The sequence below is a fragment of the Solwaraspora sp. WMMA2101 genome (assembly GCF_049179175.1).
Classification (GTDB): domain Bacteria; phylum Actinomycetota; class Actinomycetes; order Mycobacteriales; family Micromonosporaceae; genus Micromonospora_E.
This window is the reverse complement of record NZ_JBMHMA010000006.1, coordinates 6,370,426-6,396,038: the sequence shown is the minus strand read 5'-3', so window position 1 is coordinate 6,396,038 and position 25,613 is coordinate 6,370,426. Positions and strand designations below refer to the sequence as shown.

The window sequence follows — 25,613 nt, the reverse complement described above, 5'->3', positions numbered from 1 at the left end:
GCGGGATGCCGGCCGTCCCGCCGCAGGTGCTGGCGATCGATCTGGGCACCTCCGGGATGAAGGCCGCGCTGGTCGCCGCCGACGGTACGGTGACCGGCTGGGCCGAGCGCCCGGTGCCGCTGCGGGTGCTGCCCGGGGGTGGCGCCGAACAGGATCCGCAGGCGTGGTGGGCCGCGCTGATCGAGGTCGTCGCCGAGCTCGGTCGCGCCCACCCCGAGCACCTGCGGGCGGTCACCACGGTCTGCTCCTCCACCCAGGGTGAGGGCACCATCGCCGTGGACGCCGCCGGGGAGCCGTTGACGCAGTGCATCACCTGGCTGGACATGCGCGGCGCGGCACATCTGCGCCGCCAGTTCGGCGGCTTCCCGGCGTACCAGGGGATGTCGCTGCGGCGGATCGTCCGCTGGCTGCGGCTGACCGGCGGATGCCTTCGACCACCGGCAAGGACCCGGCCGCGCACATGCTGCTGGTCCGCGACACCATGCCGCAGGTGTACGCGCGGACCGCGACGTTCCTCAACGCGCTGGACTGGATCAACCTCAAGCTGACCGGCCGCACCGTGGCCACCGTCGACTCGATCCTCACCTCCTGGGTGACCGACAACCGGCGGCCGGACCGGATCCGCTACTCCCCCGCGCTGGTCGCCGACTGCGGCATCGACGCCGCCAAGCTGCCGCCGATCGTGGCCTGCACCGAGGTGATCGGCACCCTGGCCCCGGCCGCCGCCGCACAGCTGAATCTGCCGGCGAGCGTGCAGGTGGTGGCCGGGGCGATCGACAACACCGCGGCGGCGATCGGCGCCGGCACCACCGCCGACAACGATCCGCACCTGTACCTGGGCACCTCGTCGTGGATCGCCGCGCACGTGCGCCGGAAGAAGACCGACGTGGCCGCGCAGATCGCCTCGGTGCCCTGCGCGATCGGCGACCGCTACCTGATGACCGCGCTGCAGGCCACCGCCGGGGCGAACCTGACCTGGCTCAAGGACAAGATCGTCGAGTACGACGATCCGCTGGTCGGCGCCGGCCACCTCAGCCGCGACGAGCCGACCATCTTCGACGCGTTCGACGCGATCATCCCGACCGTGCCAGCCGGCGCCAACGGGGTGCTCTACATGCCGTGGCTGTACGGCGAACGCGCCCCGGTCGACGACCCGAACCTGCGCGCCGGGTTCCTCAACATCTCGTTGGACACCAACCGCTCCGATCTGCTCCGGGCGGTTTTCGAGGGGGTCGCGTTGAACACCCGGTGGCTGTCCGGGGCCGTCGACCGGTTCCTCGGCACCCCGGTCGGCTCCCTGACGATCACCGGTGGTGGCGCCCGGTCGGCGGCGTGGTGCCAGATCTTCGCCGACGTGCTCGGCGTCGAGATCGCCCGGGATCTGGCCCCGGTGGCGGTCAACGCCCGCGGTGCCGGCTGGATCGGCGCGGTCGGCGCCGGGATGCTCACCTTCGCCGACATCCCGGGGCTGCTGCGCGTCGACCAGGTCTTCACCCCGAACGCCGCGCACCGCAGCCGCTACGACGAGATCTTCGACATCTACTGTGACCTGCACCGGCGGCTGGCACCGGTGTACCGGCGGCTGCACCGCTGAGGACCGACACGCCGGGCGGTCGGCCCGGTAGTAGCGCAGTCGCCGGGCGGTCGTTCCGCCGGCCGGTCGATCGGCGACGATGGAGCGATGCCACAATCCACAGTCGCCGCCCGCCATGCCGTCGTCATCGGTGGCAGCCTCGCCGGTCTGTGCGCCGCCCGCGCGCTGGTCGACCACGTCGACCGGGTGACCGTCGTCGACCGGGACCGGTTCCCCGACGAGCCGAAGGTGCGCGCCGGTGTCCCGCAGGCGCACCACCTGCACGTGCTGATCACCGCCGGGCAGCGGGCGCTGGACCGGCTCTTCCCTGGGCTGCTGGACGAGTTACGGGCGGCCGGCGCGGTCGAGGTGGCCGCCCCGACCGACGTCATGTATCTGAGCGCGACCGGTTGGCGGGAACGCTTCCCGGCCACCCACCGGATGATCGGGATCAGCCGGGAACGGCTCGACTGGACGGTACGCGAACGGCTGGCCGCCGACCCCAGGGTGCGGTTCCTGCCGGGCCACGAGGCGGTGGGGCTGCTCGGCGCGACCGACCGGGACGCGGTCACCGGCGTCGAGGTGCGCCAGCGTGGCACCAGCGGGCAGGTACTGCGGCTCGACGCCGATCTGGTGGTCGACGCCAGCGGGCGCGGCTCACACTCCCCGCAGTGGCTCGACCGGCTGGGGTACGGGCGCCCGCAGGAGGTCAAGGTCGAGTCAGGGCTCGGGTACGCCAGCCGTCGCTATGTGCTGGCCCCGGAGGTGACCGCCGATTGGAAGAACATCGTGCTGATGCCGCAGCCACCGGACACCGGGCGGGGCGGGGTGATCTATCCGATCGAGAACGACCGGTGGATGGTCACCCTCGGCGGCCTCGGCGGGGACTGCCCACCCACCGACGAGGCCGGCTTCCTGGAGTTCGCCCGAGGGCTACGCAGCCCGGTGCTCTACGAGGCGATCAGGGACGCCACCCCCGACTCGCCCATCCACGGCTTCCGCAACACCGGCAACCACCGTCGCCGTTACGAGTCCATGGACCGCTGGCCGGACGGGTTCGTGGTGGTCGGCGATGCCGCCTGCACGTTCAATCCGGTCTACGGCCAGGGCATGAGCGTCGCCGCCCGGGCCGGCGTGACCCTGGCCGAGCAGCTGCGTACCAGCGGGGGTCGACTCGGCCGCGCGGCGCAGGTGAAGGTGGCGGCCGGCAGCGAAGCGGCGTGGCTGATCGCCACCGGCGCGGACCTGCGGTACCCGACGACCGTCGGCGACCAGCCGGCACGTGGCGGCCGGTTGTCGCGGTGGTATCTCGACCGGGCCGCCGACGTGGCCAACCGGGATCCGTATGTGCTGAAGGTGCTCACCGACGTGTTCCACCTGGTGGAACCGCTGTCGGCGGTGGCGCGACCCGGCGTCGCGCTGCGGGTGCTGCGAGGCCGGCCAGGCCCACGACTGGACACCCCGCCGCCGGCTGCGGTGGCCGGGTAAGGCGGTGGAGTCCCCCCGACGCCGCTGGTTGCTCGTCGCGGCCGCGATCGCCTGGCTGGTCAGCCGCGCCAGCCTGCTCGCCGTACCCGCCGGGTTGATCCCCGGGCTGGACGCCGGTGACGTGTTCGCCGACGTCGAACTCTACCGACGATGGAGCGACGACCTGCGCACCGGGCAGGTGCCGGTCGACGACCCGATGTGGCAGTACCCGCCCGGCGCGGCGGCGCTGTTCGTCGCGATCCGCCACCTCGCTGGCGACTCGGTCCAGGCGTACACCACGGTTTTCGTCCTGTTCGCGCTCTGCGCGGACCTGGCGGTGACGCTCGCCCTGGTCCGCCTTGCCCGTCGGGGTGGCCGGATCGACGGGGTCGTCTACTGGGTGTTCGCCGTACCGTTGCTGACGCTGCTGCCCTACGCCCGGTACGACATCTTCGTCACCGCCCCGGCGGTGGTCGCGTTGGCCCTGCTGGTGCGGCGGCCGGTCCTCGCTGGCGTGGTGCTCGCCGTCGGCGCGCTGGTCAAGGTCTGGCCGGCGATGCTGCTGATCGCCGCCCGGCCGCTGCGCGGGCTACGTCCGGTGGCGGTCGGCTTCGTGGTGGCGCTGGTCGGCCTCGGGGCCGCCCTGACCCTGGCCTACACCGGGGCGTGGTCCGGGTTCACCGGCAACCAGGCCGGCCGGGGGCTGCAGGTGGAGTCGGTGGCCGCGACCGCGTTCGCGGTGGCCCGGCTGGTCCGACCGGACCTCACGGTGTCCTACGTGTACGGTTCGATGGAGTTCCTCCACCCGGTGGCGTCGGTCGTCGCGACGGTGCTGACCGGGACGACGCTGGTGGCGCTCGGGGCGCTGAGCTGGTGGTGGTCGACCGGCCGCCGGCGTACGGACTGGACGGTCACCACCGGCGTCGACCTGGCGCTGCTGGTCGTGCTGGTGACCGTCGTCACCAGTCGGGTCCTCTCGCCGCAGTACCTGCTCTGGCTGCTCGGGCTGGCGGCGGTCTGCCTGACCAGGCGGGACACCACCCAGCGGGTCCCCGCCGTGCTGATCGTCGTGTCGACCGCGTTGACCGGCGCGTACTTCCCGTGGTTCTACGCGACGTGATCGGTGAGCCGGGCTGGCCGGGGGTCGCGCTGCTGGCCGCCCGCAACGTCGTCCTGCTCGCCGCGACCGGCATCGCCGCCTACGGGTTGCTCCGCCGGCCGGTTGCTCCGCAGCCGGAGCCACAGCCGCTTGATCTTGCCGCTATCGCTCCGTAGATTAGGTGAGCCTAACCTTCTAAGGAAGTGGAAATGAGCGTCAACGAGAGCGAGCCGGGCGGCTCGCCGGAGGTCCGCGTGGTACTCACCGACCAGGTGGACATCGCCGAACTGGCTGCGGTCTACCGGCAGGTGCACGCCCGGGACCTGCACCTGCTCGACCATACCGAGCCGTCGGTGGAGCAGCGGCTGGAGTGGACGGCGCAGGCCCCCGGGTTCGCAGCCACCGTCGCCTACGCCGCCGGTCAGCCCGTCGGCACCGTGATGGGTTGCCCGCTGCCGCCGGAGACGCTGTGGTGGCGGGAGTTGCGCTCGGACACCGACCCTGAGCTGGTACGCGAGTGGCCGGGGCGGACCTTCGCCGTCTGCGAGGCGTTCGTGCTGCCGCGGTTCCAGCGTCAGCAGGCCGGGGTGCCACTCTTCTCCCAACTGCTGGCCAGCCGCACCGAGGAGCGGGCGTCACTGGCCGTGGCCGACTCCAACAGCCGGGTGCTGCGCTCCATGCGGGTGCTCGGTTGGCAGCACGTCGGCGACCTGGTGCCGTTCCCCGGCTGGCGCGAGCACGCCATGTTCGTCCGTCCGTCACCCTGGTGACGCCACTCCCGGCAGGAGAGTTACCCTGCGTGATGGAGGACAGTCGGGACATCCGTCCGGACGATATTCCTGTGAGGTATGAATATTCCTCGGTGGAATATCGCTCCGCGGCAGTACCGCCCACCCAGGCGGAAGCGGCGGACCCGGGCGTCGTGGCACCGGCGCGTCCGGCACGGCGCAGGTGCAGCTACGCGGCGTCGCCCGAGGCCCGTACCGGCGAGTGTCGCCGCTGGTGGCGCAGCCCCATGACGACGCCGGCGAGCATCAGCGCGATGGCGGTGGCGGCGACGGGCGGGTAGCCCACCCGGGCGGCGACCGTCAGGCCGACCGCCGCCGCGAGGTAGGAGCAGATCAGACCGAACGACGACAGTACGGTGAAGTCGGTGCCGCCGGACGCCGGCCGCGAGTAGTCCATGTTGACGGTGTACAGCGCGACGTTGGCCACCGTGTACGCCGCCATGAAGCAGCACAGCGCCACGGTGGTGAACCCGGTCGGCGCCCACCCGGTGAGCATCGGCAGCAGCGACGCGGTGCCGACGGCGAGCGAGACGCCGCCGACCAGCAGCACCCCGGATCGGCCGATCCGGTTGATCAGGCCACCGGCCACCAGGCCGGCGATCACCGCCGGCACGCTGGTGACGATGCCGGTGACGAAGCCGATCCGCTGCAACGGCCAGCCGGCGTCGACCAGGGCCGGAGAGACCATCGCGTACGCGGCACCCGCACCGATGTAGAGCAGTGGCACGACACCGAGCACCCAGCTGCGGCAGCCGGGCTGGCGCAGCACCGACAGCAGCGCGCCGTACGCCTGCCGGGTGCCGGCCGGTCGGCCGACCCGGTCGGGCTCGCGGAACCGCCACACCACCAGCAGCCCGACGGCGGTGAGCCCGGCGAGCAGCCCGACGGCGGCGGCCCAGCCGAACCGGTCGTAGACCACGACGCAGGCACCGCCGCCGAGGATGTTGCCGACGTAGCTCGCCGCCACCTGGATTCCGTTACCGGCGCCCCGGTCCCAGCGGTGCAGCAGCCGGACGGCGAGGGCGTCCGCCGCGATGTCCTGAGTCGCCGACAGGATCACGAACATCGCGCAGATCACCACGATCGGGCCGATCCGACCGGTGGCCGGGTCGGCGGCGAGCAGCGCCAGCAGGGTGAGCACCATCCCGGACTGCAGCACCAGCAGCCACGACCGGTAGTGGCCGCCGCGTCGGGGCCCGTACCGGTCGATGACCGGTGCCCAGAGGAACTTGACCGGCCAGATCAGACCGATCAGGTTGAGCAGGGCGAGCGTCTCCAGTGAGGTGCCGCCGGCCCGCAGGATGCTGGTCAGACCGATGGTGATGAACCCGAAGCCGAGAAACTGGGTGACGTAGAGCGCGGTCAGCGTCCGCAACCGCCCGGCAGGCTCGGACGGGATCGGGCGCTCGACGCTCGCGCCCGGCTGGACCAGCGTGCTCACGTGGCCTCCTGGTGTCGAATCCGTTCGATGGGACGCAGGTCACAACCGTGCCGTCGGGCCCTGTCGCAGGCCCGTTTCCGCAGGTGGCGGTCGTCAGCGAGGCCGTCGGCAGGACGAGTCGACCGGCGGCGGCGTGCGCTGAATGTCGGGCCGACGCGCCGTGCCCAGTTCCGTTTCACCGACCCTCCCAGTAGCCTCGCCTAAGTTAGGTTAGGTTACCCTTATGGAGGCGGTCTTGGAGGGGTCCATGTACCCACATCTTTTCGGCCGGCACACGGTGGACGCCTACGTGTCCAGCATCGACCAGACCGCAGCCCGGCTCGCCGACCGCGTCCGCACGGTCCGCCAGCCGTACTCCGGGGCCGGTGTCGCGACGTTGCAGGCCATGGTCGACCGTGTCGACCTCGACACGCCGCTCGGCACCACCGGGGCCGTGCTCGACGAGATCGGCGCGCTCTACCTCGACCACGCGGTCTGGTTCCACGAACCCACCTACCTCGCCCACCTGAACTGCCCGGTGGCGATCCCCGCGCTCAGCGCCGAACTGCTGCTCGCCGCCGTCAACTCCTCGGTCGACACCTGGGACCAGAGCACCAGCGGCACCCTCATCGAACGCCGGATGGTCGACTGGACCGCGCAGCGGATCGGCTTCGGCCCCACCGCCGACGGCGTCTTCACCAGCGGCGGCACCCAGTCCAACCTGCACGGGCTGCTGCTGGCCCGCGAAGACCGGCTGGCCCGCAGCGCCGACGGCGGGCATCCGCCCGGCGACCGGGGCGCCGCCGCCGGGATCAGCCGCGACGCGGTGCTGCCCCGGCTGCGGATCCTGGCCACCGGGGAGAGCCACTTCAGCGTCGGCAAATCCGCCCGACTGCTCGGGCTGGCCGCCGACGCCGTCGCACCGGTCGCCACCGACGGCACCGGCCGGATGGACCCGGGCGCACTACGCGCGGCGATCGACCTGCTCCGCGCCCAGGCGTTGATCCCGATGGCGGTGGTCGCCACCGCCGGCACCACCGACCGGGGCTGCGTCGACCCCCTCGCCGCGATCAGTCAGGTCTGCCGCGAGTACGCCGTGTGGCTGCACGTCGACGCCGCGTACGGCTGTGGCCTGCTGGTCTCCGGCCGACGCCGGGCGCTGCTCGACGGCATCGAACGCGCCGACTCGGTGACCGTGGACTTCCACAAGAGCTTCTTCCAGCCGGTCAGCTGCAGCGCCATCGTGGTCCGGGAGGCGGCGGCCATGCGGCGGATCGCCGTCCACGCCGACTACCTCAATCCGCGTACGGCGACCGTACCCAACCAGGTCGACAAGAGCCTGCAGACCACCCGCCGCTTCGACGCGTTGAAGCTGTGGCTGACCCTGCGCACCATCGGTGCCCAGCAGCTCGGCGAGATGTTCGACCGGGTCGTCGACCTGGCCGCCGTCGCGTACGACGAGCTGACCGCGCAGGAGGACTTCGAGGTCGCGATGCGACCGGTGCTCAGCACCGTGCTGTTCCGTTACCGACCGGGTTGGCTCCCGGAGGCCGATTGTGACCGGCTGCTGCCCCGGCTGCGGGCCCGGCTGTTCGGCGACGGCGCCGCGATCATCGCCGGCACCACCATCGACGGCCACTACTGGCTCAAGTTCACCCTGCTCAACCCGAACACGACAGTGGAAGATCTCCGTACCGTGATCGATCTGATCCGCCGGGCCGGCGCCGAACTGCTCGACGCCGAGTGGGACCCGGCCCTGCTCTCCGCCCCACCGACCGCCATCGCCACGGAGGTGGGCGCCAATGCGCACGCATGACTTCGTCGCCATCGGTCTCGGCCCGTTCAACCTCGGGCTGGCCTGCCTGACCGCACCGCTCGACGACCTCGACGGGGTTTTCCTGGAGCAACGCGACGAGTTCGCCTGGCACCCCGGGTTGATGATCGACGGTGTCAGTATCCAGGTGCCGTTCCTGGCCGACCTGGTCACCATGGCCGACCCGACCTCGCCGTACTCGTTCCTCAACTACCTCAAGCAGACCGGCCGGCTCTACCGGTTCTACATCCGCGAGGACTTCTACCCACTGCGCGCCGAGTACGACGCCTACTGCCGGTGGGCGGCGGCGCAACTGCCCGCCATCCGGTTCGGCCACCGGGTCGAACAGGTCACCCACGACGCGGCGAGCGGCGACTACCTGGTGCGCGTACGGCAATCGGGCACCGGGACCGTCGAGACGCTGCGGACCCGGCGGCTGGTGCTCGGCATCGGCACCGTGCCGTACCGCCCGGCCGTGCTGCGCGACCTGCCCGGCCCGGCCATCCACAGCGCCGACTACCTGCCACACAAGGCCCGGCTGCAGGAGATGGAGTCGATCACCGTCGTCGGCAGCGGACAGAGCGCCGCGGAGATCTACCTCGACCTGCTGGAGGAGATCGACACCTGCGGCTACCGACTGAACTGGATCACCCGCTCGCCCCGGTTCTTCCCGATGGAGTACACCAAACTGACCCTGGAGATGACCTCACCGGAGTACGTCCGCTACTTCCACGCGTTGCCGCCGGCCAGCCGCGACCGGCTGAACCGGGACCAGCGCAGCCTCTACAAGGGCATCAGCGGTGACCTGGTGAACACCATCTTCGACACCCTGTACCGCAAGGACGTGGCCGGTCCGGTGCCGACCATCCTGCTGACCGGGACCGCCTTGACCGGCGCCGAATGGGACGCCGACGCCGGCCGGTACCGACTCGCCCTGCACCATCAGGAACAGGACCGCCACTTCACGTTGGACACCGAAGGGCTGGTTCTGGCCACCGGCTACCGGCCGGCCGTACCGGCCATCCTCGACCCGGTCCGCGACCGGATCCGGTGGGACGGGCGGGGCCGATTCGACGTGGCCGTCGGCTACAGCGTCGACCACGGCGACCGGGAGATCTTCGTGCAGAACGCCGAGGAGCACACCCACAGCCTGACCGCCCCCGACCTGGGCATGGGTCCGTACCGCAACTCGGTGATCATCGCGAACATGCTCGGCCGCGACGTCTACCCGGTGGAACACCGGATCGCCTTCCAACACTTCGGCGCACTGCCCGACGACGCACCGTCGACGGCGCCCGACGCCAGGGACACTCAGACGCCGGCCGAGCGGCAGGAGGCACTCACCTCATGAGCACCTTCGCACTGTCGGGTTCCCTGGGCACCATGACCGTCGAGCCACTCGACGTCGCGTCGTACGCCGGACACCTGCACGCCTGGATCACCCACCCCCGGTCCATCTACTGGGGGATGCCCGACGCCGACCTCGACGCGGTCCGGCGCGAGTACGAGCGCATCGACGCCGACCCGCACCACCACGCCTGGCTCGGTCGCCTCGACGGCGAGCCGCTGTTCCTGGCCGAGACCTACGAGCCGGCACACAGCGAACTCGCCACCCACTACCCGGTGCGGCCCGGCGACGTCGGAATGCACGTGCTGGTCGCGCCACCGGCCGGCGGGCAGCGGCACGGACTCACCTCGGCGGTGATGCGTACCGTGCTGGCGTTCATCTTCGCCGACCCGGCACACCACCGGGTCGTCGTCGAACCCGACGTCCGCAACGAGGCGATCGCCGCCAAGAACGCCGAAGCCGGATTCGTCGTCGACCGGCTGATCACGCTGTCGGACAAGCAGGCCCGACTCAGCTTCTGCACCCGGGCCGCGTTCGCCGCCAGCCCGCTCGGCGAGGGCCGGTCCGCGTCACCGGTGACCCTGCCTGCGCACCTCGACCCGGCCACCATCGCGGTCGCCCACCGCCACCTCGTCGCCAAGGCGATCGCCGAGTTCAGCCACGAACGGCTGATCCAGCCGCGACCCGACGGATCGGTGCCGGCCGGCCCCGGCGGCGACGGGTACCGGCTGACGACCGACGACCGGGTCGCGTACCTGTTCCGGGCCCGCCGGTACGCCCTCGACCACTGGCTGATCGACGCCGCGTCACTGACCCGCCAGGTCGACGGCACCCCGGCGGAGCTGAACGCCCTCGACCTGATCATCGAACTTCAGGAGACCCTCGGCATCCCACCGAAGCTGCTCGGCACCTACCTGGAGGAGATCAGCGCCACCCTGGCCGGCGCCGCGTGGAAACACCACCACCGGCGGGAACGCGCCGCCGACCTGGTGCACGCGGACTTCCAGACCATCGAGTCGGCGATGACCGAGGGCCACCCGTTGTTCGTCGCCAACAACGGGCGGATCGGGTTCGGCCTGACCGACCACGCGGCCTACGCGCCAGAGGCAGGCGCCCCGGTACGGCTGGTCTGGCTCGCGGTCCGTCGGGACCTGAGCACCTTCACCGCCGGGCGGGGCGTCGACGAGCAGACGCACTACCTGGCCGAGTTGGGTGCCGACACGCTGTACCGGTTCGCGCAACGGCTGCGCGACCTCGGCCTCGACCCACACGCCTACCGGTACCTGCCGGTGCACCCGTGGCAGTGGGAACACAAGGTCGGCATCACCTTCGCCGCCGACGTGGCGGCCCGGGCCATCGTCCCGGTCGGCACCAGCCCGGACCGGTACCGGGCGCAGCAGTCGATCCGCACCTTCTTCAACATCGACGCGCCACAGCGGCACTACGTCAAGACCGCGCTGTCCATCCAGAACATGGGCTTCATGCGCGGACTGTCCCCGGCGTACATGCGGGCCACCCCGCCGATCAACGACTGGGTCGCCGACCTGGTCGCCGCCGACGACACGCTGCGCGACTGCGGGTTCGAGGTGCTGCGGGAACTGGCGTCGGTCGGCTACACCGGCGACGCGTACCACCGCAGCGGCGCACCCGTCTCGGCGTACCAGCGGATGCTCGCCGCGCTGTGGCGGGAGAGCCCGGTCCCCCGGATCGCCCCCGGGCAGCGGCTGGCCACCATGGCCAGCCTGCTGCACCGCGACCGCGACGGCGCGCACCTGGCGACAGCGATGATCACGGCGTCGGGGCTGACGGCCAGCGACTGGCTGACCCGGTACCTGCGCGCCTACCTGCGACCGCTGCTGCACTGCCTGCTCGGCTACGACCTGGCGTTCATGCCACACGGGGAGAACCTGATCCTCGTGCTGCAGGACCACGTGCCGGTCCGGGTGTTCATGAAGGACATCGGCGAGGAGGTCGCCGCCCTGCACGACCGGCCACTGCCGGCAGCCGTCGAACGGATCCGGATGTCGGTCGACGACGAGTTCCGGGTGCTGGCCATCTTCACCGACGTCTTCGACGGCTTCCTGCGGTTCCTCGCCGCGATCCTGGACGCCGACGGGGTCCTGCCGGCCGGCGAGTTCTGGCGGCTGGTCGCCGACTGTGTCCGTACCCACGGCGTGGACCATCCGCAGCTGCGCGACCGGCTGGACTTCTTCGCCCCGACGTTCCGGCACTCCTGCCTCAACCGGCTGCAGCTACGCAACACCCTGCAGATGGTGGACCTGACCGACCAGGCCGGGTCGTTGATCTATGCCGGGACGCAGGACAACCCGCTCGCCACGGTGGCGGTGCCGACCCGATGAGCGCACCGCCTGCGGACCCCGTCGGCCGGGTGCACCGCGACGGGTACGGCGTACCGCATCTGTGGGCCGACGACGTCGACCAGTTGGCGTTCCTGCAGGGACGAACCGCCGCGACCGACCGGGCCTGGCAGATCGAGGTCGAACGCTGGCGCTCGGAAGGCACGCTGGCCGCCCGGCTCGGCCCGGCCGAGGTCGCCTGGGACCGGTTCGCCCGCCGGGTCCGCCTCGACGACACCGCGCAGCGGTGCTACCAGCGGCTGGACCCGGCGACCCGACGCTGGGTGGACGCGTACGTCGACGGGGTCAACGCCGGACTCACCGAAGGATCGGCGGCGACCCCCGAGTTCGCCGCCACCGGCACCACCGCCGGTGCCTGGCAGCCGTGGACCCCGCTCGGGGTGTTCCTGGTGCAGCACGTGCTCTTCGGCACCTTCCCCAGCAAGCTGTGGCGGGCGCACATCGCCGCCACCCTGGGCCCGGCCGCCGTCGACCTGTTCGCCATGGAGCCACCGGCGTCGTCGGGCAGCAACGCCTGGGCGGTCACCGGGCGGCCCGGCGGGACCGGTCCGGTGATCGCCGGGGATCCGCACCGGATCCTGGAGCTGCCGGGCGTCTACCAGCAGGTGCAGCTGACCTGCCCGGAGTTCGACGTCGTCGGGTTCGCCTTCCCCGGCGTACCCGGGCTGCCGCACTTCGGCCACGCCGGCACGGTCGCCTGGGCGATCACCAACGCGATGGCCGACTACCAGGACCTCTACCGCGAACAGCTGCGCCGGGTCGACGGGCAGGTCCTGGTCCGCCAGGCCGACGGCTGGACGCCGGTGCCGGCGCACACCGAGCTGGTCGAGGTGCGCGACGGCGCGCCGGTGGAGGTGGAGGTGGAGGTGATCGAGACCCCCCGTGGACCGGTCATCGACATCGACCGGCACACCGGGGAGGCGATCAGCCTGCGCACGCCGAGCCGGGTCGACGGGGCGCTCGGGTTCGAGGCGTTGCTGCCGTTGCTGCGCGCCCGCCGGACCGCCGACGTCGAACAGGCGCTGCGGCACTGGGTGGAGCCGGTCAACAGCGTGCTGGTCGCCGACCGGTCCGGCACCGTACGCCGGCTGGTCGCCGGCCGGGTGCCGGTGCGCGACGACCGGTGCCGGCTGGTTCCGGTACCGGGCTGGGCCCCCCGGTACGCCTGGCGCGACGGGTACGTCACGTCGGCCGCGGCCGACGTCGAGACGGTCGCGGTCAACGCCAACGACCGGCGGGTCGGCGACACCGCGCACCTCGGAGTGGACTTCGCGCCGCCGTACCGGGCCCGACGCATGCGGGAACTGGTCGATGCCGGTGCCGCGCCCGAGGCGGTGCAGACCGACCCGGTGGCCCCGGCGGACGGGCTGCGTCGGCTGCTGCGCGGTCTGGACCTCACCGGACACCCCGAGCCGGTACGCGATCTGCACTCGCTGCTGCTCGACTGGGACGGCCGGATGGCAGTCGACAGCGCCGGGGCAGGGGCGTTCGCGGCCTGGCGGGCGGCGCTGGCCCGGCACCTGGCCGACGAGCCGGGTCTGCGGCCGCTGCGGGCCGACACCGGCTACGACCCGCTCTTCGCCCCATGGACCGACCCGGTGGCGCGGATCGGACTGGCCCTGGAACGGGTGATCGACGGACTTGCCGACCTCGGCGGCGACCCGGCCCACTGCGCGATGGCGGCGTTGACCGAGGTGGCTGCCGGCCCCGATCCCGGCGCCTGGGGCGAGCGGCACCGGCTGCACCCCGTCCGGGTACTTCCGGCGGCGGTCGACCCGGCGACCGGCGCTCTCGGTTCACCCGTACCGCTCGCCGGCGACACCGACTGTGTGCTGGCCACCGGCAGCGTTCCGGGCGTTTCCGATCTGTGCTGGCGCGGGCCGGTGGCCCGCTACGTCTGGGACCTCGCCGAACCGGACGCCAGCCGGTGGGTGGTGCCGTTCGGCGCGGCGGGCCGGCCCGACGACCGGCACTTCGCCGATCAGCTTCCCCGCTGGTCGGCCGGCGACCTGGTCCCGGTCGCCCGGGTCCGGTGGACGCCGGCCGGCGTCGGCACCGGCGTCGACAGCGCCGGCCTCCTCGGCGACGACGACGGCCTCGTCGGCGGCGACGCGGACGGTACGCGGCGAATGCTGGCCACCGTCCACTCCCGGCAACTGCCGGGCATCGGCCGGTTCGACCTGACGGTGCTCGACCCTGACCTGCACCTCGACCTGGTGTACGGGTGGGTCACCGAGCCCCGCGCCCGGTTCTGGGGCATGACCCGGCACACCCGGCAGCAGGTCGGTGACATCTACCGGTTCATCGACAGTCTCGACTCCCACCATGCCTACCTGATGAGCGTCGACGACGAACCGGTCGGCATCTTCCAGACGTACGAGCCGGCCGAGGACCCGCTCGGCGAGCACTATCCGGTCCGCGACGGCGACATCGGAATCCACCTGTTCCTCGCCCCGGCCCCGCGTCGCATTCCCGGGTTCACCGACGCCGTGGCCGCCGCGTTCATCGGATACCTGTTCAGCGACCCCCGGCGCCAACGGATCGTCATCGAACCGGACGTCCGCAACGAGCCGGCGCTGCGCCGGTGGAAGCGGCTCGGTTTCGTCTTCGACGCGCGACTGGATCTGGCGGACAAGCAGGCCCAGCTGGCGTTCCTGGCCCGTACCATGGCCCGATGAGCGCCGCCGACCTGCCCGGACCCGACGTGACGGCCCGCGCCCTGGCCGCCGATCCGCAGCTGGCCGCGCTGCGCCGCTCGTTGGAGTTCTACTACGGCGACCCTGACCGCGACGCCGCCATGGACCAGCTCTACCGGCGCTTCGTCGGCCCCGGAGACCTGGTGTTCGACATCGGGGCGCACGTCGGGGACCGGGTGGGCAGCTTCCGGCGGTTGGGGGCGCGGGTGGTGGCGCTGGAGCCGCAGCCGTTGTGTGCCCGCGCCGTACGGGTCGTCTACGCCGACGACCCGGCGGTCACCGTGCTGGAGTCCGCCTGCGGCGAGACGGTCGGATCGGTCCGGATGTTCATCAACTCGGCCAACCCGACGGTCTCCACCGCCTCGGCGGCGTTCGTCGGTGCCGCCGCCGGGGCCGGCGGCTGGACCGACCAGGTCTGGGACGCCGAACTCGACGTACCGACCACCACGCTGGATCAGCTGATCGCCGTACACGGCCGGCCCGGGTTCGTCAAGATCGACGTCGAGGGTTTCGAGGAGGCCGTCCTCGCCGGGTTGACCGTGCCCTTGCCGGCGCTGTCCTTCGAGTTCACCACCATCCAGCGGGACAGTGCGCTGCGCTGCCTGCACAGGCTCGCCGCGCTCGGCGACTACCGCTACGACCTCGCGCTCGGCGAAACCCAGCGGTTGAGCTTCGACCGCTGGGTGTCCGCCGGGGAGATGGCCGGGCATCTGCAGGACCTGCCGCACACGGCCAACGCCGGTGACGTCTACGCGGTGCTGCCGGCGGCTGCCGGCTGACCGGCCGGGTCCACGACGGTCAGCGTGACAACGCGGCCCGCAGCCGGTCGACCTGCGACCGCTCGAACGGTGCCTGGTCGAACGGGACATGGTCGGCGTGCCGCTGTTCCATCTGCCGCTGCTCGGCGTGGGCCGGCTCGACCGGTGGTTTCCGGTGCCGCCACAACCAGCGGACGTCCTGGCCGAACGACCAGAGCAACGCGGCGAGAACCATCGCCACGAGGACCGTCACCAGCGTCGGTGCGACGCCGGCGGCGGCCACCACCAGGACGGTGCCCTGCGTCGCGGCCACCGTCTTGCGGCTGAACCGGGGTGGCAGCGGCGCCCGCAACCAGGGTGCCACCCACGCGGCGGCGGCGAAGACGTACCGGAACACCCCGATCGCCAGTGCCCACCAACCCAGGGTGGCCGCGACGAACACGCTCAGCACGAGGACCAGCGCCGAATCGGTCTCCATGTCGAAGCGGGCACCGAGCCGTGAGCAGGTGCCGGTCCGCCGGGCGACCTGACCGTCGACGCCGTCGAGCGCCAGCGCCACCGCCGCCAACGCGACCAGCACCAGCAGCGGCACCGGGCGGAAGAAGGAGTCGGCCACCAACGCGGTGACGCCACCGACCAGGGTGCCCCGGGCCAGGGTGACGGTGTCCGCCGGGCCCCATCCGGTCACGTCCGGCTGCTGCATCGCCCGGATCAGCAACGCCCAGGTCGCAGCACCGTACGCCAGACCTGCCAGCCACCCGGCGACCCCGAGTCCGCTGGTCGCCGCCAGGGTCATCAGCACCGCGATCTGCGCCAGCAGACCGATGCTCGGCGCGTGCACCGAACGGACCGTTTCGTTCCCTACGCCTACCGTCACTGTTCCTCCGTCGCCGACTGGTCACCGGTGCCGCCCGCATCGGTGCCACACCCCCACCAACGGCGATTCGGCACGAACAGTTCACCGGCAGGGGCAAGATTTCTCCCCGACGGGTGGAACTGACCGAAGGTCCGACGCGTTCAGCGGACCGCCACTGTCAGTAGCCGGTCCATACCGCCTTGGCACCCGAATCGCCGGCACGCACGACGAAGTAGAGGCTTACCCCGGCCGCCACGATCACCACACCCTTGACCACGAGAACCAGGACCCGGTTTCCCCGTACCCCGGAGCTCGCGGCACCGTGCGCCGTGGCGGCGACCCGTGGTCCCACCAGATACACCAGGGCCAGGGTAGCGAGAGCCAACACGAGCGCGGCGACCAGCGTCAGGTTCCCCAGCTGCTCGTGCTCCTGGATCACCGGAAGGAAACCCTCGGTGATCCTGCCGGCGGCGTCCATCCGGTTGAAGAACGCGTCGCCGGACAGCTTCGTGACCAGGGCGGCCAGTGGCGCGACGACCGCCAGGGCGGCCAGCACCCACCGGGTGTGCGGCCGGATGAACGGCACCAGGGCGTACCCGACCGCCAGCAGTGCCAGCAGCGGGACGAAGACCACTGCGGCGTGCACCAGCAACGGATGGGCGGGGATCCCCGCGACTTCCTCGAACATCTGCGTCTCCTCGGGCGTTGCGCGCCTGTCGGCACGGTCAGGGATCGGAGGCTAGCGCAACGGCCGCCTCAGCTGGCAGTGGCCACCCGGCAGCGCGCGGCACAGCCGATCACCGGCCGATCACCGGGCGCCGGTTGAACAACAGGCCGAGGGCCAGCATCCCGAGCCCGAGACCGAGATGCAGCCAGTTGTCCTGGTGGTTGACCGGCAGGAAGTTCGCCGCGCTGGCGTGGTCGATGGCCAGCCCGTACAGCCACAGGACGAGATAGAGTGCGCCGCCACCGACCAGGTACAGACGGGCGGTGGACACGGTGCGCGCCAACGCCAACCCGCCGACGCCGAACAGCAGGTGCACGATGTTGTGCAGCGCCGATACCTGGAACAGGCCGAACAGGTAGGCGTGCGAGTCGTGCCCGGCAAAGCTCATCTCGCCGTACTCGGTGGTGATCCCCGGAATGAAGCCGGCGACCCCGATCAGCAGGAAGACCCCGCCGACAGCGGCCGCAGCGGACTGCACCGGTTGCCGGGCGGTGGTCTGGTCAGCGGTCGCGGTGCTGGTACGGACCATTGTCGTCCTTCCTCCCGTGGTGGCCCACGGTGCTGCGGTGCCACGGCGGCCGTCCGCCGCCGTGGCGGTCCCGGGTCAGGCCCGATCCGGAGGGTCGTCGTCGGTGGCCGACGACGGTCGCTGGTCGTGCGGGTCGCGTTCGGCACCGAGTACGTTGCGCGGCTCGGTGGTGTGCTCGAAACTCGGCCGGCGCAGTCGCTCCGGCCGGGGCACCTCGATGGCGCGGGCACCCGTCACCGGGTCGGGCCGGACCGTGGTCAGGTCGGCCGCCGGTGCCGTCCCCGGGCGGACCGCGTGGTCGGTGACCCGTTCCCGGCGCAGTTCGTCGACGAGGTGCTGCGGTGGCGCGGTGTCCCGCTGCGGCAGGTCCCGGCCAAGGTCGGCGACGAGGGTGCCGTACTTGACCTCGAACGCCGGCCGCTCGGACCGGATCCGGGGCAGCCGGTCGAAGTTGCGCAGCGGCGGCGGGCAACTGGTAGCCCATTCGAGCGAGTTGCCGAAACCCCACGGATCGTGTGCGGTCACGACCTCGCCGAACCGGTAGGACTTCCAGACGTTCCAGATGAAGAACAACGTCGACGCGCCGAGGACGAACGAACCGACTGTGGAGATCATGTTGAGGGTGGTGAACCCGTCGCTGGGCAGGTAGTCGGCGTACCGGCGGGGCATGCCCTCGCCGCCGAGCCAGTGCTGCACCAGGAACGTCAGATGGAACCCGATGAACATCGTCCAGAAGTGCGCTCTACCGAGCCGCTCGTCGAGCAACCGGCCGGTCATCTTCGGGAACCAGAAGTAGACCCCACCGAAGGCGGCGAACACGATCGTGCCGAACAGCACGTAGTGGAAGTGGGCTACCACGAAGTAGCTGTCGGTGACGTGGAAGTCCACCGGCGGGCTGGCGAGCAGGACGCCGGTCAACCCGCCGAGCAGGAAGGTCACCAGGAAGCCGACGGCGAACAGCATCGGGGTGTCGAAGGTCAGCTGCCCCTTCCACATGGTCCCGATCCAGTTGAAGAACTTGATCCCGGTGGGGACGGCGATGAGGAAGCTGAGCAGCGAGAAGAACGGCAGCAGCACCTGACCGGTGCCGAACATGTGGTGCGCCCAGACGCTCATGGACAGCGCGGCGATCGCGATCGTCGCGGCGACCAGGCCCTTGTAGCCGAAGATTGGCTTGCGGGAGAAGACCGGGATGATCTCGCTGATGATGCCGAAGAACGGCAGCGCGACGATGTAGACCTCGGGGTGGCCGAAGAACCAGAACAGGTGCTGCCACAGCAGTGGGCCGCCGGTGGCCGGGGCGTAGACGTGCGCGCCCAGCAGCCGATCGGCCAGCAGCGCCAGCAGGGCAGCGGCCAGCAACGGGAACACCAGGATCACCAGCAGCGCGGTGATCAGAATGTTCCAGGTGAAGATCGGCATCCGGAACATCGTCATGCCGGGGGCCCGCAGCGTCAGGATGGTGGCGATCAGGTTCACCGAGCCGAGGATCGTGCCGAGCCCGGAGACCACCAACCCGACGATCCACATGTTGGCGCCGACGCCGGGGGTGTGTTCGGTCAGGCTCAACGGGGTGTACGCGAACCAGCCGAAGTCGGCGGCACCACCCGGAGTCAGGAAGCCGCCCATGACCAGCAGCCCACCCAGCAGGTAGAGCCAGTACGCCAGGGCGTTGAGCCGGGGAAACGACACGTCCGGGGCACCGATCTGCAACGGCACCAGGTAGTTGGCGAAGCCGAAGACCAGCGGGGTGGCGAAGAGCAGCATCATGATCGTGCCGTGCATGGTGAACAGCTGGTTGTACTGCTCGGGCGACAACAGCTGCATCCCGGACTGGGCCAGCTCCGCCCGCATCAGCAGGGCCATCACCCCGCCCACGACGAAGTAGCCGAACGAGGTGACGAGGTAGAGCAGCCCGATCTGTTTGGCGTCGGTGCTGCGTAGCAGCCGGGCCAGCGAGTTGCCGGGGACCACCGGCCGTACCGGGCCGGGGGAACCGCCGGTCGACCCCAGGGTGGTCGGACGGATGCGCGCCGCCGGGCGCGTACCGGCCGTGATCTGATCAGCCATGACCGCCCCTCCCGCCGGCGCTTGCCTGACATTAACCTGATAAGCCGCCCTTAGATGAGCTAAATCCGGATTAGGTGCTTGCTGTCCGTCGTTCCCTTTACCTCACGGAGACAGTACGGAAGGATCGTTGCCGACCCCCTGATCGGCGACGGGAGCCGCATGAGCGCGACGACGACCGACCACCGGACCCCCGACCACCTTGTCGAGGTCGTCGATTCGCATCTGCACCTGTGGGATCCCGACCGGCTGGACTATCCGTGGTTGGCCCAGGTGCCCGGCCTGCACCGCAGCTACCTGCCGGCGGATCTGCTGGTCGCCACCACCGGTCTGGACCAGACCGGATTCCAGCTGGCGGGTGCGGTCTTCGTCGAAGCGGGCCGCACCGACCGGCATGCCGACGCCGAAGTGGACTGGGTGGAGCAGCTCGCCGCCGAGTGGCCCGTGCTACGTGCCGTCGTGGCCCACGCGCCGCTGGAACGCGGCGACGCGGCGGCCGCCCAGGTCGCGGCGCTGAGCCGCCGCCGGTTGGTCACCGGGGTGCGCCGCAACATCCAGGACGAGGCTGCCGGCTTCAGCGTCTGCGACGATTTCGTCGACGGAGTGCGGCTGCTCGCCGCCAACGGGCTCTGCTTCGACCTCTGCGTCCGGCACCACCAGCTGGCCGAAGTGACGTTGCTGGCGGCCCGGGTACCGCAGGTCACCTTCGTACTCGACCATGTCGGCAAACCGCCGGTCGCGGCCGGACCGACCAGTTCGTGGCGTGACGACCTGTCCCGCCTGGCCGACCTGCCGAACGTGGTCTGCAAGCTCTCCGGACTGGCCACCGAGTCCGCGACCGGCTGGCTCGGCGCGGACCTGCTGCCGTACCTGGAGCACGCGCTGCGCCGATTCGGCGCCGACCGGTGCCTTTTCGGCGGTGACTGGCCGGTCGCCACCCTCGCCACCGGGTACCGCCGCTGGCTCGGCATCGTCCGAACGGCCTGCGCGGGACTCCCGGCGGCGCAGCGTCAGGCGGTCTTCGCCGACACCGCCCGACGGGTCTACCGGCTCGGCTGAGGCTGATCAGCGCCGCGCGCGCCGCAGGAACGTGGCCAGCGCGGCGCCGGTGACGGCGGCCGCCACCAACGTCAGGACCAGCAGGCACAACCCGACCGGCAGGTGGGTGACGTGCGGTGCCAGCGCCCCGCGCAGCGCCTCGGCGGCGTACGTCATCGGGTTGACCGCGGTCGCCACCTGGAACCAGGGCATCTCCGCCAACCGCTGCCACGGATAGTGCACACAACCGGTCCAGATGATCGGGGTCACGAACAGCGAGAAGGTCGCCTGGATCCGCTGCAACGGCAGCACCGTCGCCAGCATCATGCCCAGCGCCGCGCCCACCCAGCCGGCGAGCAGCACCACCAGCACCGTCAACGGCAGCGCCGACCAACTGCCCGGAGCAGCGCCGACGACCAGCGCACCCAACGGGTACACCACCGCCGCCGCGAACAGCCCCCGCAGCGTCGCGACCACCAGTTTGCCGACCGCCACCAACGTCGTCGGCAGCGGCGCCAGCAGCCGGTCCTCGATCTCCCGGGTGAACCCGAACTCCTTGACCAGTGGCACCGCGACGCTCTGCAGCGAGGCGGTGAACGTGGCGAGTGCGACCGTACCGGGCAGCAGGATGTCCGCGAACCCGGCACCGACGATGCCCTGCATGGTCAGCACCCGGGTGAAGATGAACAACATGAACAGCGGGGTGAGCAGGACCTGGGCCAGGACGAACCAGATGTCCTTGCCGGACACGAACAGGTCCCGCAGGAGGATGGCACCGAAGGCCCGCGCCACCGGCGGCCGGCCGGGCGAGCTCGGCGGGGATCCGGCGGCGGGCCCCACCGGTACGGCCGTGGCGTCGATCAGGCTCAACGGATCTCCTTGCCGGTCACGGTGAGGAACAGGTCTTCCAGACCCGGCTTGCCGATGTGCACGTCGGTCAGGGTTGCGGCGCGCGTCGCCAACACAGCCAACGCCGGGCCGAGGACCACGGCCACCTCGGCGTCCAGCCGCAACCGCAGCCGGACCTCCGCCGCCGGACCGGCCGCCGCCGCGCCGAGCAGCTCGGCGAGGCGCGGGTTGCCACGGGCCGCCGCGATCTTCGCCGCAATCGCCGGATCGGACTTGGCCGCCGCGATCTTCGCCGCGATCCGGGGGTCGGCTTTCGCGGCCGCGATCTTCGCCGCGATCGCCGGATCCGCGGCGAGCGCCGCCAGTGCGGGACGACCGGCACCGGCCGGTCCCGGCCCGGCAGCCGGCTCCCCGGCCACGCCGACCTCCCCGGTGCGCACCCCGTGCAGCGCGGTGAGCGCGGCGAGGAGGGCGGTTGCGTCGTCGCCCGGCCCAGGTCGCACGGTCAGGTCGAGCACCGTGCGCCCGGCGAGCCCGCGCAACAGGTTCGCGGGTGTGTCCAGGGCCAGCAGCCGACCATGATCGACGATCGCCACCCGGTCCGCCAGCTCGGCAACCTCGCCCATCTCGTGGCTGGTCAGCACTACCGTGACGCCGCGCTCGCGGAGCTGCCGGATGCGGGTCCGGATCAGCAGTCGGGCCTGCGGCTCCAAACCGTTGGTCGGCTCGTCGAGGAAGACCACCCGGGGGTCGTGCATCAGGGCGCGGGCGATCATCAGCCGCTGCGCCATCCCACCGGAGAAGAAGTCGACCCGGGAATCGGCCTGCCGCTCCAGGCCGAACTCGGTCAACAGCCGCTGCGCCCGGCGCAGCCGCTCGCTACGCCGTACCCCGTGGTAGGCGGCGTGGTAGAGCAGGTTCTGCCGGGGCGTCAACGACCGGTCGAGGTTGTTGTACTGGGGCACGACCGCGAACCGGGTCCGGGCGACCACCGGATGGCGGGACACGTCCACCCCGTCCACCCTGGCGGTTCCTGAGCTCGCTCCGATCGTCGTGGTGAGGATGCCGACCGTGGTGGACTTGCCGGCACCGTTCGGCCCGAGCAGCCCGAGAACCTCCCCCGGCCGTACGGTGAAGGAGAGTCCGTCGACCGCGTTCACCTCCTGCCCGGGATAGCGCTTAACCAGGTCGACGATCTCGACCGCCGGTGTGTCGCCGTGCTGGCGCGGGGCCGGCGCCACGGGTGCCGCGGTGGTGGATTCGTCGATCATCGGTGGGGTGCCGGTACTCGACATCTGGCCTCTCCTGATCAGGCGGGTCTGGGATGGGAGGCGAAGAACTGCCAGCCGGTGGCGGTGGCGTCCAGCTCCGTGGCGGGTCGGTCGAGCCCGAGCAGCCGGCCCGCCGGCCGCTGCCGGGAACCGGGCCACTGGTGGCCGGCACCGGCGATGGTGATCAGAGTGACCGCCCGGCCCTCGGGGCAGCTGGCCGTCACCGTGGTGACGGTCCCCTCGGTGCTGGTCCGGGGGGCAGCGCACTGGTCGATCTGCCGCCAGCGCTGCGCCAGATCGGGTACGGGTGGTCCGTCGACGGTGCCCGGTACCCCGTCGCGACCGGCACCGTCCCATCGCCCCGGTCCCCCGGTGTACGGAATCGTCTCGTCGGCGGTACCGTGGATGTGCAGCACCGAGATCGGTTCGGGTGCCGGGCAGTCCCCCAGCATGGTCGACGACACCGCGACGACCGCAGCGAAGATCGACGTGTCGCAGGCCAGCCGGTAGGCGAGCATGCCGCCGTTGGAGATGCCGGCGACATAGGTCCGACGCGGGTCCACCGGCAACCGGCCGCGCAGTGACTCCACGACCGCCGCCACGAACGCGGTGTCGTCGACTCCGTCCCGCGCCGACACGCCACAGCACTCCGGCGACACCGCCCACGCCCGGTTGCGCGAGTCCGGGTACGCCACCACGAACCCTCCCGCGTCGGCGGCGGAGTTCCAGCCGTACCAGGACTCGGCCTGTTCCCCGCTGCCGAGCAGGCCGTGCAACATGACCACCAGCGGAACCGGGCCGTCGGTCGGCAGGTTGGCAGGTCGGTACACCCGGTAGGTCCGCGCGTAGCCGTCAACCGTGATCTCCTGCGCCGACGACCCGGCCGGAGGCGGCGTCCCGCCCGGCCCGGTCGGGTCGGTCGGTACGCCGCCCGACGGCGCCGAGGTCGGTGGCGGTGCCGGGTCCGGCGCCGACGTACAGCCCGCGACCGGTGCCACCAGTGCACCTGTCACGACAAGGACGGCCAGCCTGCGCCGGTACCACGACATCGCCCACCTACTTCTTCGGACCGTGTTTCGGGGTCAACTTGAGCAACTCCCAACCGCCTTCCGGGACATCGTCTGTCAGGTCAGTCCGCAGATTCATCGGGTTGGCCGTTCCGATGTATACCGTGGTGCCGTCGACGACCATGCTGCGGACCCCGTAGTTGAGGTAGTTGCCGAGGCCGGTGGTGTCCACGGCGGTGGCTGCCTTGTGGGTGGACTCGAAGACGTACAGGTCCGCACCGAAATCCGGTTCCTCGTCGTCGGCAGCGGCCGGCGGAGCCTCCGGCTGCTGCAACTCCTTGGCCAGGTAGGCCCAGTCCATGGTGCCGACGTAGAGCCGGCCACCGGCCACCACCATCTTCCAGGTGTAGTTCAGGAACGGATTACCGAACCCGGACGGCCCGTACAGCGGGGTGTACCCGGTCGAGGTGGTGACCCACTGCCCCGCGCCGTCGTTCGCCGCCGGATCGTAGGCAGGCAGCTGCGGCGCCCCGTACAGCAGCTCGACCTGCTGGTGATGGCCGTGGAAGCTGCCCCGGAAGATGCCGATCGCCCGTTGGGTGTTGCGAACCGAGTCGCGGACCCCCTGCTCATCGGTAGGTGGGTAGACCGCGAGGTGTACGGTGGTCGACTTCAGTGGCACGTGCATCGTGCCCCAGTAGAGTTTGCCGTTGTAGGAGGCCAGGCCGCCCAGACCGTAGGTCCGGGCGATGATCGGATCCGGCTCGTAGTCCAGCACGCTCCACACCCGGGTCCACCCGTCGGCGTCCCGCTCGTCCAGCCCTGGGCCGTTGTTGGACAGTTTCGGGCTCATCCAGACCCCGGCGACGTTCGGTGGGGTCGGGTCGTCGGCCGTCGGCGCGTCGGCGATGTCCGCCGTGGGTGACACCGGGCCGGCCGAGGTGGCCACCGCGGCCTCCGCACCGACCCAGGTGGTGACGTAGATCCGGCCCTGGTGGGCGGCGAGGTCCACCGCCTGCGCCGGCAGGTTCGCCACCTCGGTGAAGCTGAACGGATCCGACTTGCTGCCCGTCCAGCGCAGCACCAGGCCGCGTTCACCACCGTTGGGTCCCACCCCGACACCGGTGTAGAGCTCACCGTCGGCGACGAGGAAGTGCCGGATGTTGCCGTACTCGGTGTAGTTGCGCGAGCCCAGGAAAGCACCGGTGTCGGCGTCGAACGCGAACAGGTTGAGCGTCGCGCCGAGCGCGGGACCGCCGAACAACACCACGCCGCGGTGGTTTCCCGCCGCCCGGATACCGGCGGTGGTGGTCAACCGGTTGGCGTCGTCCGGCGAGGCGGCGCGGACCGCGTCGGTGCGTTCGATCATCTGCCGGCTCTTCGTGTCGTACGTGTAGAGCCTGGGGGTACGGTGGTCGCCGAGAGTCGGCGGCAGCTGCGGGTTACGGCGGGCGATCTCGCTCTGGCCGTACTCGCAGACCCAGTCGGCGTTGCGGGTCGGGGTCGTGTTGCGCAGATTGTTGCCGCTGGTCATACAGTTGATGTTGGCCCCGGTGCCGAACCACAACCGGTGCTTGTGGCGGGTGAGTCCCCAGACGTACGACTGGTTGACCTTGGCCTGCCCGGTCTCGCACGGCGGCCCGGCCGGATAGTCGATGCCGATGTCGACGAAGCATTCGTCGACCGGGGCCTTCGCCAACAGGGTCCGCTCGTGCCGGAGCCCGCCATGGCCGCCATGGCCGCCGCCCGCAGCGTCGGGCCCGGCGACCGGTGCCGCCGCAGCCGGACCGGCCGCCAGCAACAGTCCGACGAGCAGTACCACCGCTGTCGGCCGAGCAGCGGCTCCCGGCTGGACGACCGGCCGGCCTCGACCCGCGAAGGGACGCAACCTACGCATCACACACTCTCTCCCTCTACTGTGGTTTGCTG

At 71.3% G+C, this 25,613-nt stretch carries 21 protein-coding genes and 1 pseudogene; 13 read left to right on the top strand and 9 right to left on the bottom strand.

The features are described 5' to 3' along the window. The first annotated feature begins 5 nt into the window (after window positions 1-5). The 6 genes from ACN28F_RS30090 to ACN28F_RS30065 all read left to right on the top strand — a co-directional run bounded on the left by ACN28F_RS30090 (window position 6) and on the right by ACN28F_RS30065 (window position 4,909). Window positions 6-548, top strand: a complete 543-nt coding sequence (locus ACN28F_RS30090; protein WP_421360880.1) for an FGGY family carbohydrate kinase — start codon at window positions 6-8, stop codon at window positions 546-548. Next, a complete protein-coding gene (locus ACN28F_RS30085) occupies window positions 461-1,594 on the top strand; it encodes a xylulokinase (protein ID WP_421361569.1) in 1,134 nt (377 codons plus the stop codon). Before ACN28F_RS30090 ends, ACN28F_RS30085 begins: the two co-directional genes overlap by 88 nt. 87 nt (window positions 1,595-1,681) lie before the next feature. Next, a complete protein-coding gene (locus ACN28F_RS30080) occupies window positions 1,682-3,061 on the top strand; it encodes an NAD(P)/FAD-dependent oxidoreductase (protein WP_289205808.1) in 1,380 nt (459 codons plus the stop codon). 4 nt (window positions 3,062-3,065) lie between these two features. Beyond that, window positions 3,066-4,160: a glycosyltransferase 87 family protein gene (locus ACN28F_RS30075; RefSeq protein ID WP_421360878.1), complete on the top strand. Its 1,095-nt coding sequence runs from the start codon at window positions 3,066-3,068 to the stop codon at window positions 4,158-4,160. Continuing rightward, a complete protein-coding gene (locus ACN28F_RS30070) occupies window positions 4,142-4,315 on the top strand; it encodes a hypothetical protein (protein WP_289205806.1) in 174 nt (57 codons plus the stop codon). The genes ACN28F_RS30075 and ACN28F_RS30070 overlap by 19 nt, the downstream gene beginning before the upstream one ends. 33 nt (window positions 4,316-4,348) lie before the next feature. Further along, window positions 4,349-4,909: a GNAT family N-acetyltransferase gene (locus ACN28F_RS30065; RefSeq protein WP_289205805.1), complete on the top strand. Its 561-nt coding sequence runs from the start codon at window positions 4,349-4,351 to the stop codon at window positions 4,907-4,909. Window positions 4,910-5,096: 187 nt separating this feature from the next. On the opposite strand, the gene ACN28F_RS30060 is transcribed toward ACN28F_RS30065, so the two are convergent. After that, window positions 5,097-6,368, bottom strand: coding sequence for an MFS transporter (locus ACN28F_RS30060; protein WP_289205804.1), 1,272 nt, complete (start codon window positions 6,366-6,368; stop codon window positions 5,097-5,099). A 247-nt stretch (window positions 6,369-6,615) separates the two neighbouring features. Here ACN28F_RS30060 and ACN28F_RS30055 point away from each other — a divergent pair, with 247 nt between their 5' ends. The 6 genes and pseudogenes from ACN28F_RS30055 (at window position 6,616) to ACN28F_RS30030 (ending at window position 15,361) form a co-directional block, all read left to right on the top strand. Further along, window positions 6,616-8,163: a pyridoxal phosphate-dependent decarboxylase family protein gene (locus ACN28F_RS30055; RefSeq protein ID WP_421360876.1), complete on the top strand. Its 1,548-nt coding sequence runs from the start codon at window positions 6,616-6,618 to the stop codon at window positions 8,161-8,163. Further along, the gene (locus ACN28F_RS30050) at window positions 8,150-9,511 is read left to right on the top strand and encodes a lysine N(6)-hydroxylase/L-ornithine N(5)-oxygenase family protein (protein WP_289205802.1); all 1,362 of its coding nucleotides are present in this window, start codon (window positions 8,150-8,152) and stop codon (window positions 9,509-9,511) included. The genes ACN28F_RS30055 and ACN28F_RS30050 overlap by 14 nt, the downstream gene beginning before the upstream one ends. Next, window positions 9,508-11,868 carry a GNAT family N-acetyltransferase gene (locus tag ACN28F_RS30045; RefSeq protein WP_421360874.1) on the top strand — a complete coding sequence of 787 codons (2,361 nt, stop codon included), beginning with the start codon at window positions 9,508-9,510 and terminating at the stop codon, window positions 11,866-11,868. Before ACN28F_RS30050 ends, ACN28F_RS30045 begins: the two co-directional genes overlap by 4 nt. Then, window positions 11,865-13,907 (top strand): annotated as a pseudogene (locus tag ACN28F_RS30040) (penicillin acylase family protein); the annotation flags it as partial. The gene ACN28F_RS30045 and the pseudogene ACN28F_RS30040, both read left to right, overlap by 4 nt. Before the next feature lie 108 nt (window positions 13,908-14,015). Then, window positions 14,016-14,564 (top strand): GNAT family N-acetyltransferase, encoded by a 549-nt coding sequence (locus ACN28F_RS30035; RefSeq protein WP_421361567.1) that lies wholly within the window; start codon window positions 14,016-14,018, stop codon window positions 14,562-14,564. Continuing rightward, entirely contained in the window at window positions 14,561-15,361 is an 801-nt protein-coding gene (locus ACN28F_RS30030; protein ID WP_289205800.1) for an FkbM family methyltransferase, read from the top strand. The genes ACN28F_RS30035 and ACN28F_RS30030 overlap by 4 nt, the downstream gene beginning before the upstream one ends. 19 nt (window positions 15,362-15,380) lie before the next feature. Here the strand turns inward: ACN28F_RS30030 and ACN28F_RS30025 are convergent, their stop codons facing one another. From ACN28F_RS30025 to ctaD, 4 genes are all read right to left on the bottom strand, one after another. Next, window positions 15,381-16,181 carry a CDP-alcohol phosphatidyltransferase family protein gene (locus ACN28F_RS30025; protein WP_289205799.1) on the bottom strand — a complete coding sequence of 267 codons (801 nt, stop codon included), beginning with the start codon at window positions 16,179-16,181 and terminating at the stop codon, window positions 15,381-15,383. 193 nt (window positions 16,182-16,374) lie between these two features. Next, window positions 16,375-16,884 (bottom strand): hypothetical protein, encoded by a 510-nt coding sequence (locus ACN28F_RS30020; protein ID WP_289205798.1) that lies wholly within the window; start codon window positions 16,882-16,884, stop codon window positions 16,375-16,377. A gap of 109 nt (window positions 16,885-16,993) precedes the next feature. Further along, a complete protein-coding gene (locus tag ACN28F_RS30015; RefSeq protein ID WP_289205797.1) occupies window positions 16,994-17,452 on the bottom strand; it encodes a DUF4383 domain-containing protein in 459 nt (152 codons plus the stop codon). Between the two features lie 75 nt (window positions 17,453-17,527). Then, window positions 17,528-19,522, bottom strand: a complete 1,995-nt coding sequence (gene ctaD / locus ACN28F_RS30010) for a cytochrome c oxidase subunit I (protein WP_421360872.1) — start codon at window positions 19,520-19,522, stop codon at window positions 17,528-17,530. 159 nt (window positions 19,523-19,681) lie between these two features. On the opposite strand from ctaD, the gene ACN28F_RS30005 reads away from it, so the two are divergent. Continuing rightward, window positions 19,682-20,578 (top strand): amidohydrolase family protein, encoded by an 897-nt coding sequence (locus ACN28F_RS30005; protein WP_289205795.1) that lies wholly within the window; start codon window positions 19,682-19,684, stop codon window positions 20,576-20,578. Window positions 20,579-20,584: 6 nt separating this feature from the next. Here the strand turns inward: ACN28F_RS30005 and ACN28F_RS30000 are convergent, their stop codons facing one another. The 4 genes from ACN28F_RS30000 to ACN28F_RS29985 are packed head-to-tail and all read right to left on the bottom strand — an operon-like array spanning window position 20,585 to window position 25,581. Further along, window positions 20,585-21,427: an ABC transporter permease gene (locus tag ACN28F_RS30000; RefSeq protein WP_289205794.1), complete on the bottom strand. Its 843-nt coding sequence runs from the start codon at window positions 21,425-21,427 to the stop codon at window positions 20,585-20,587. Next, window positions 21,424-22,701, bottom strand: a complete 1,278-nt coding sequence (locus ACN28F_RS29995; RefSeq protein WP_421360870.1) for an ABC transporter ATP-binding protein — start codon at window positions 22,699-22,701, stop codon at window positions 21,424-21,426. Before ACN28F_RS29995 ends, ACN28F_RS30000 begins: the two co-directional genes overlap by 4 nt. A 14-nt stretch (window positions 22,702-22,715) precedes the next feature. Further along, complete coding sequence (locus ACN28F_RS29990; protein ID WP_289205792.1) at window positions 22,716-23,675, bottom strand: alpha/beta hydrolase family esterase; 960 nt, start codon at window positions 23,673-23,675, stop codon at window positions 22,716-22,718. Between the two features lie 58 nt (window positions 23,676-23,733). Then, window positions 23,734-25,581, bottom strand: a complete 1,848-nt coding sequence (locus ACN28F_RS29985) for a hypothetical protein (protein ID WP_289205791.1) — start codon at window positions 25,579-25,581, stop codon at window positions 23,734-23,736. Window positions 25,582-25,613 lie beyond the last annotated feature (32 nt).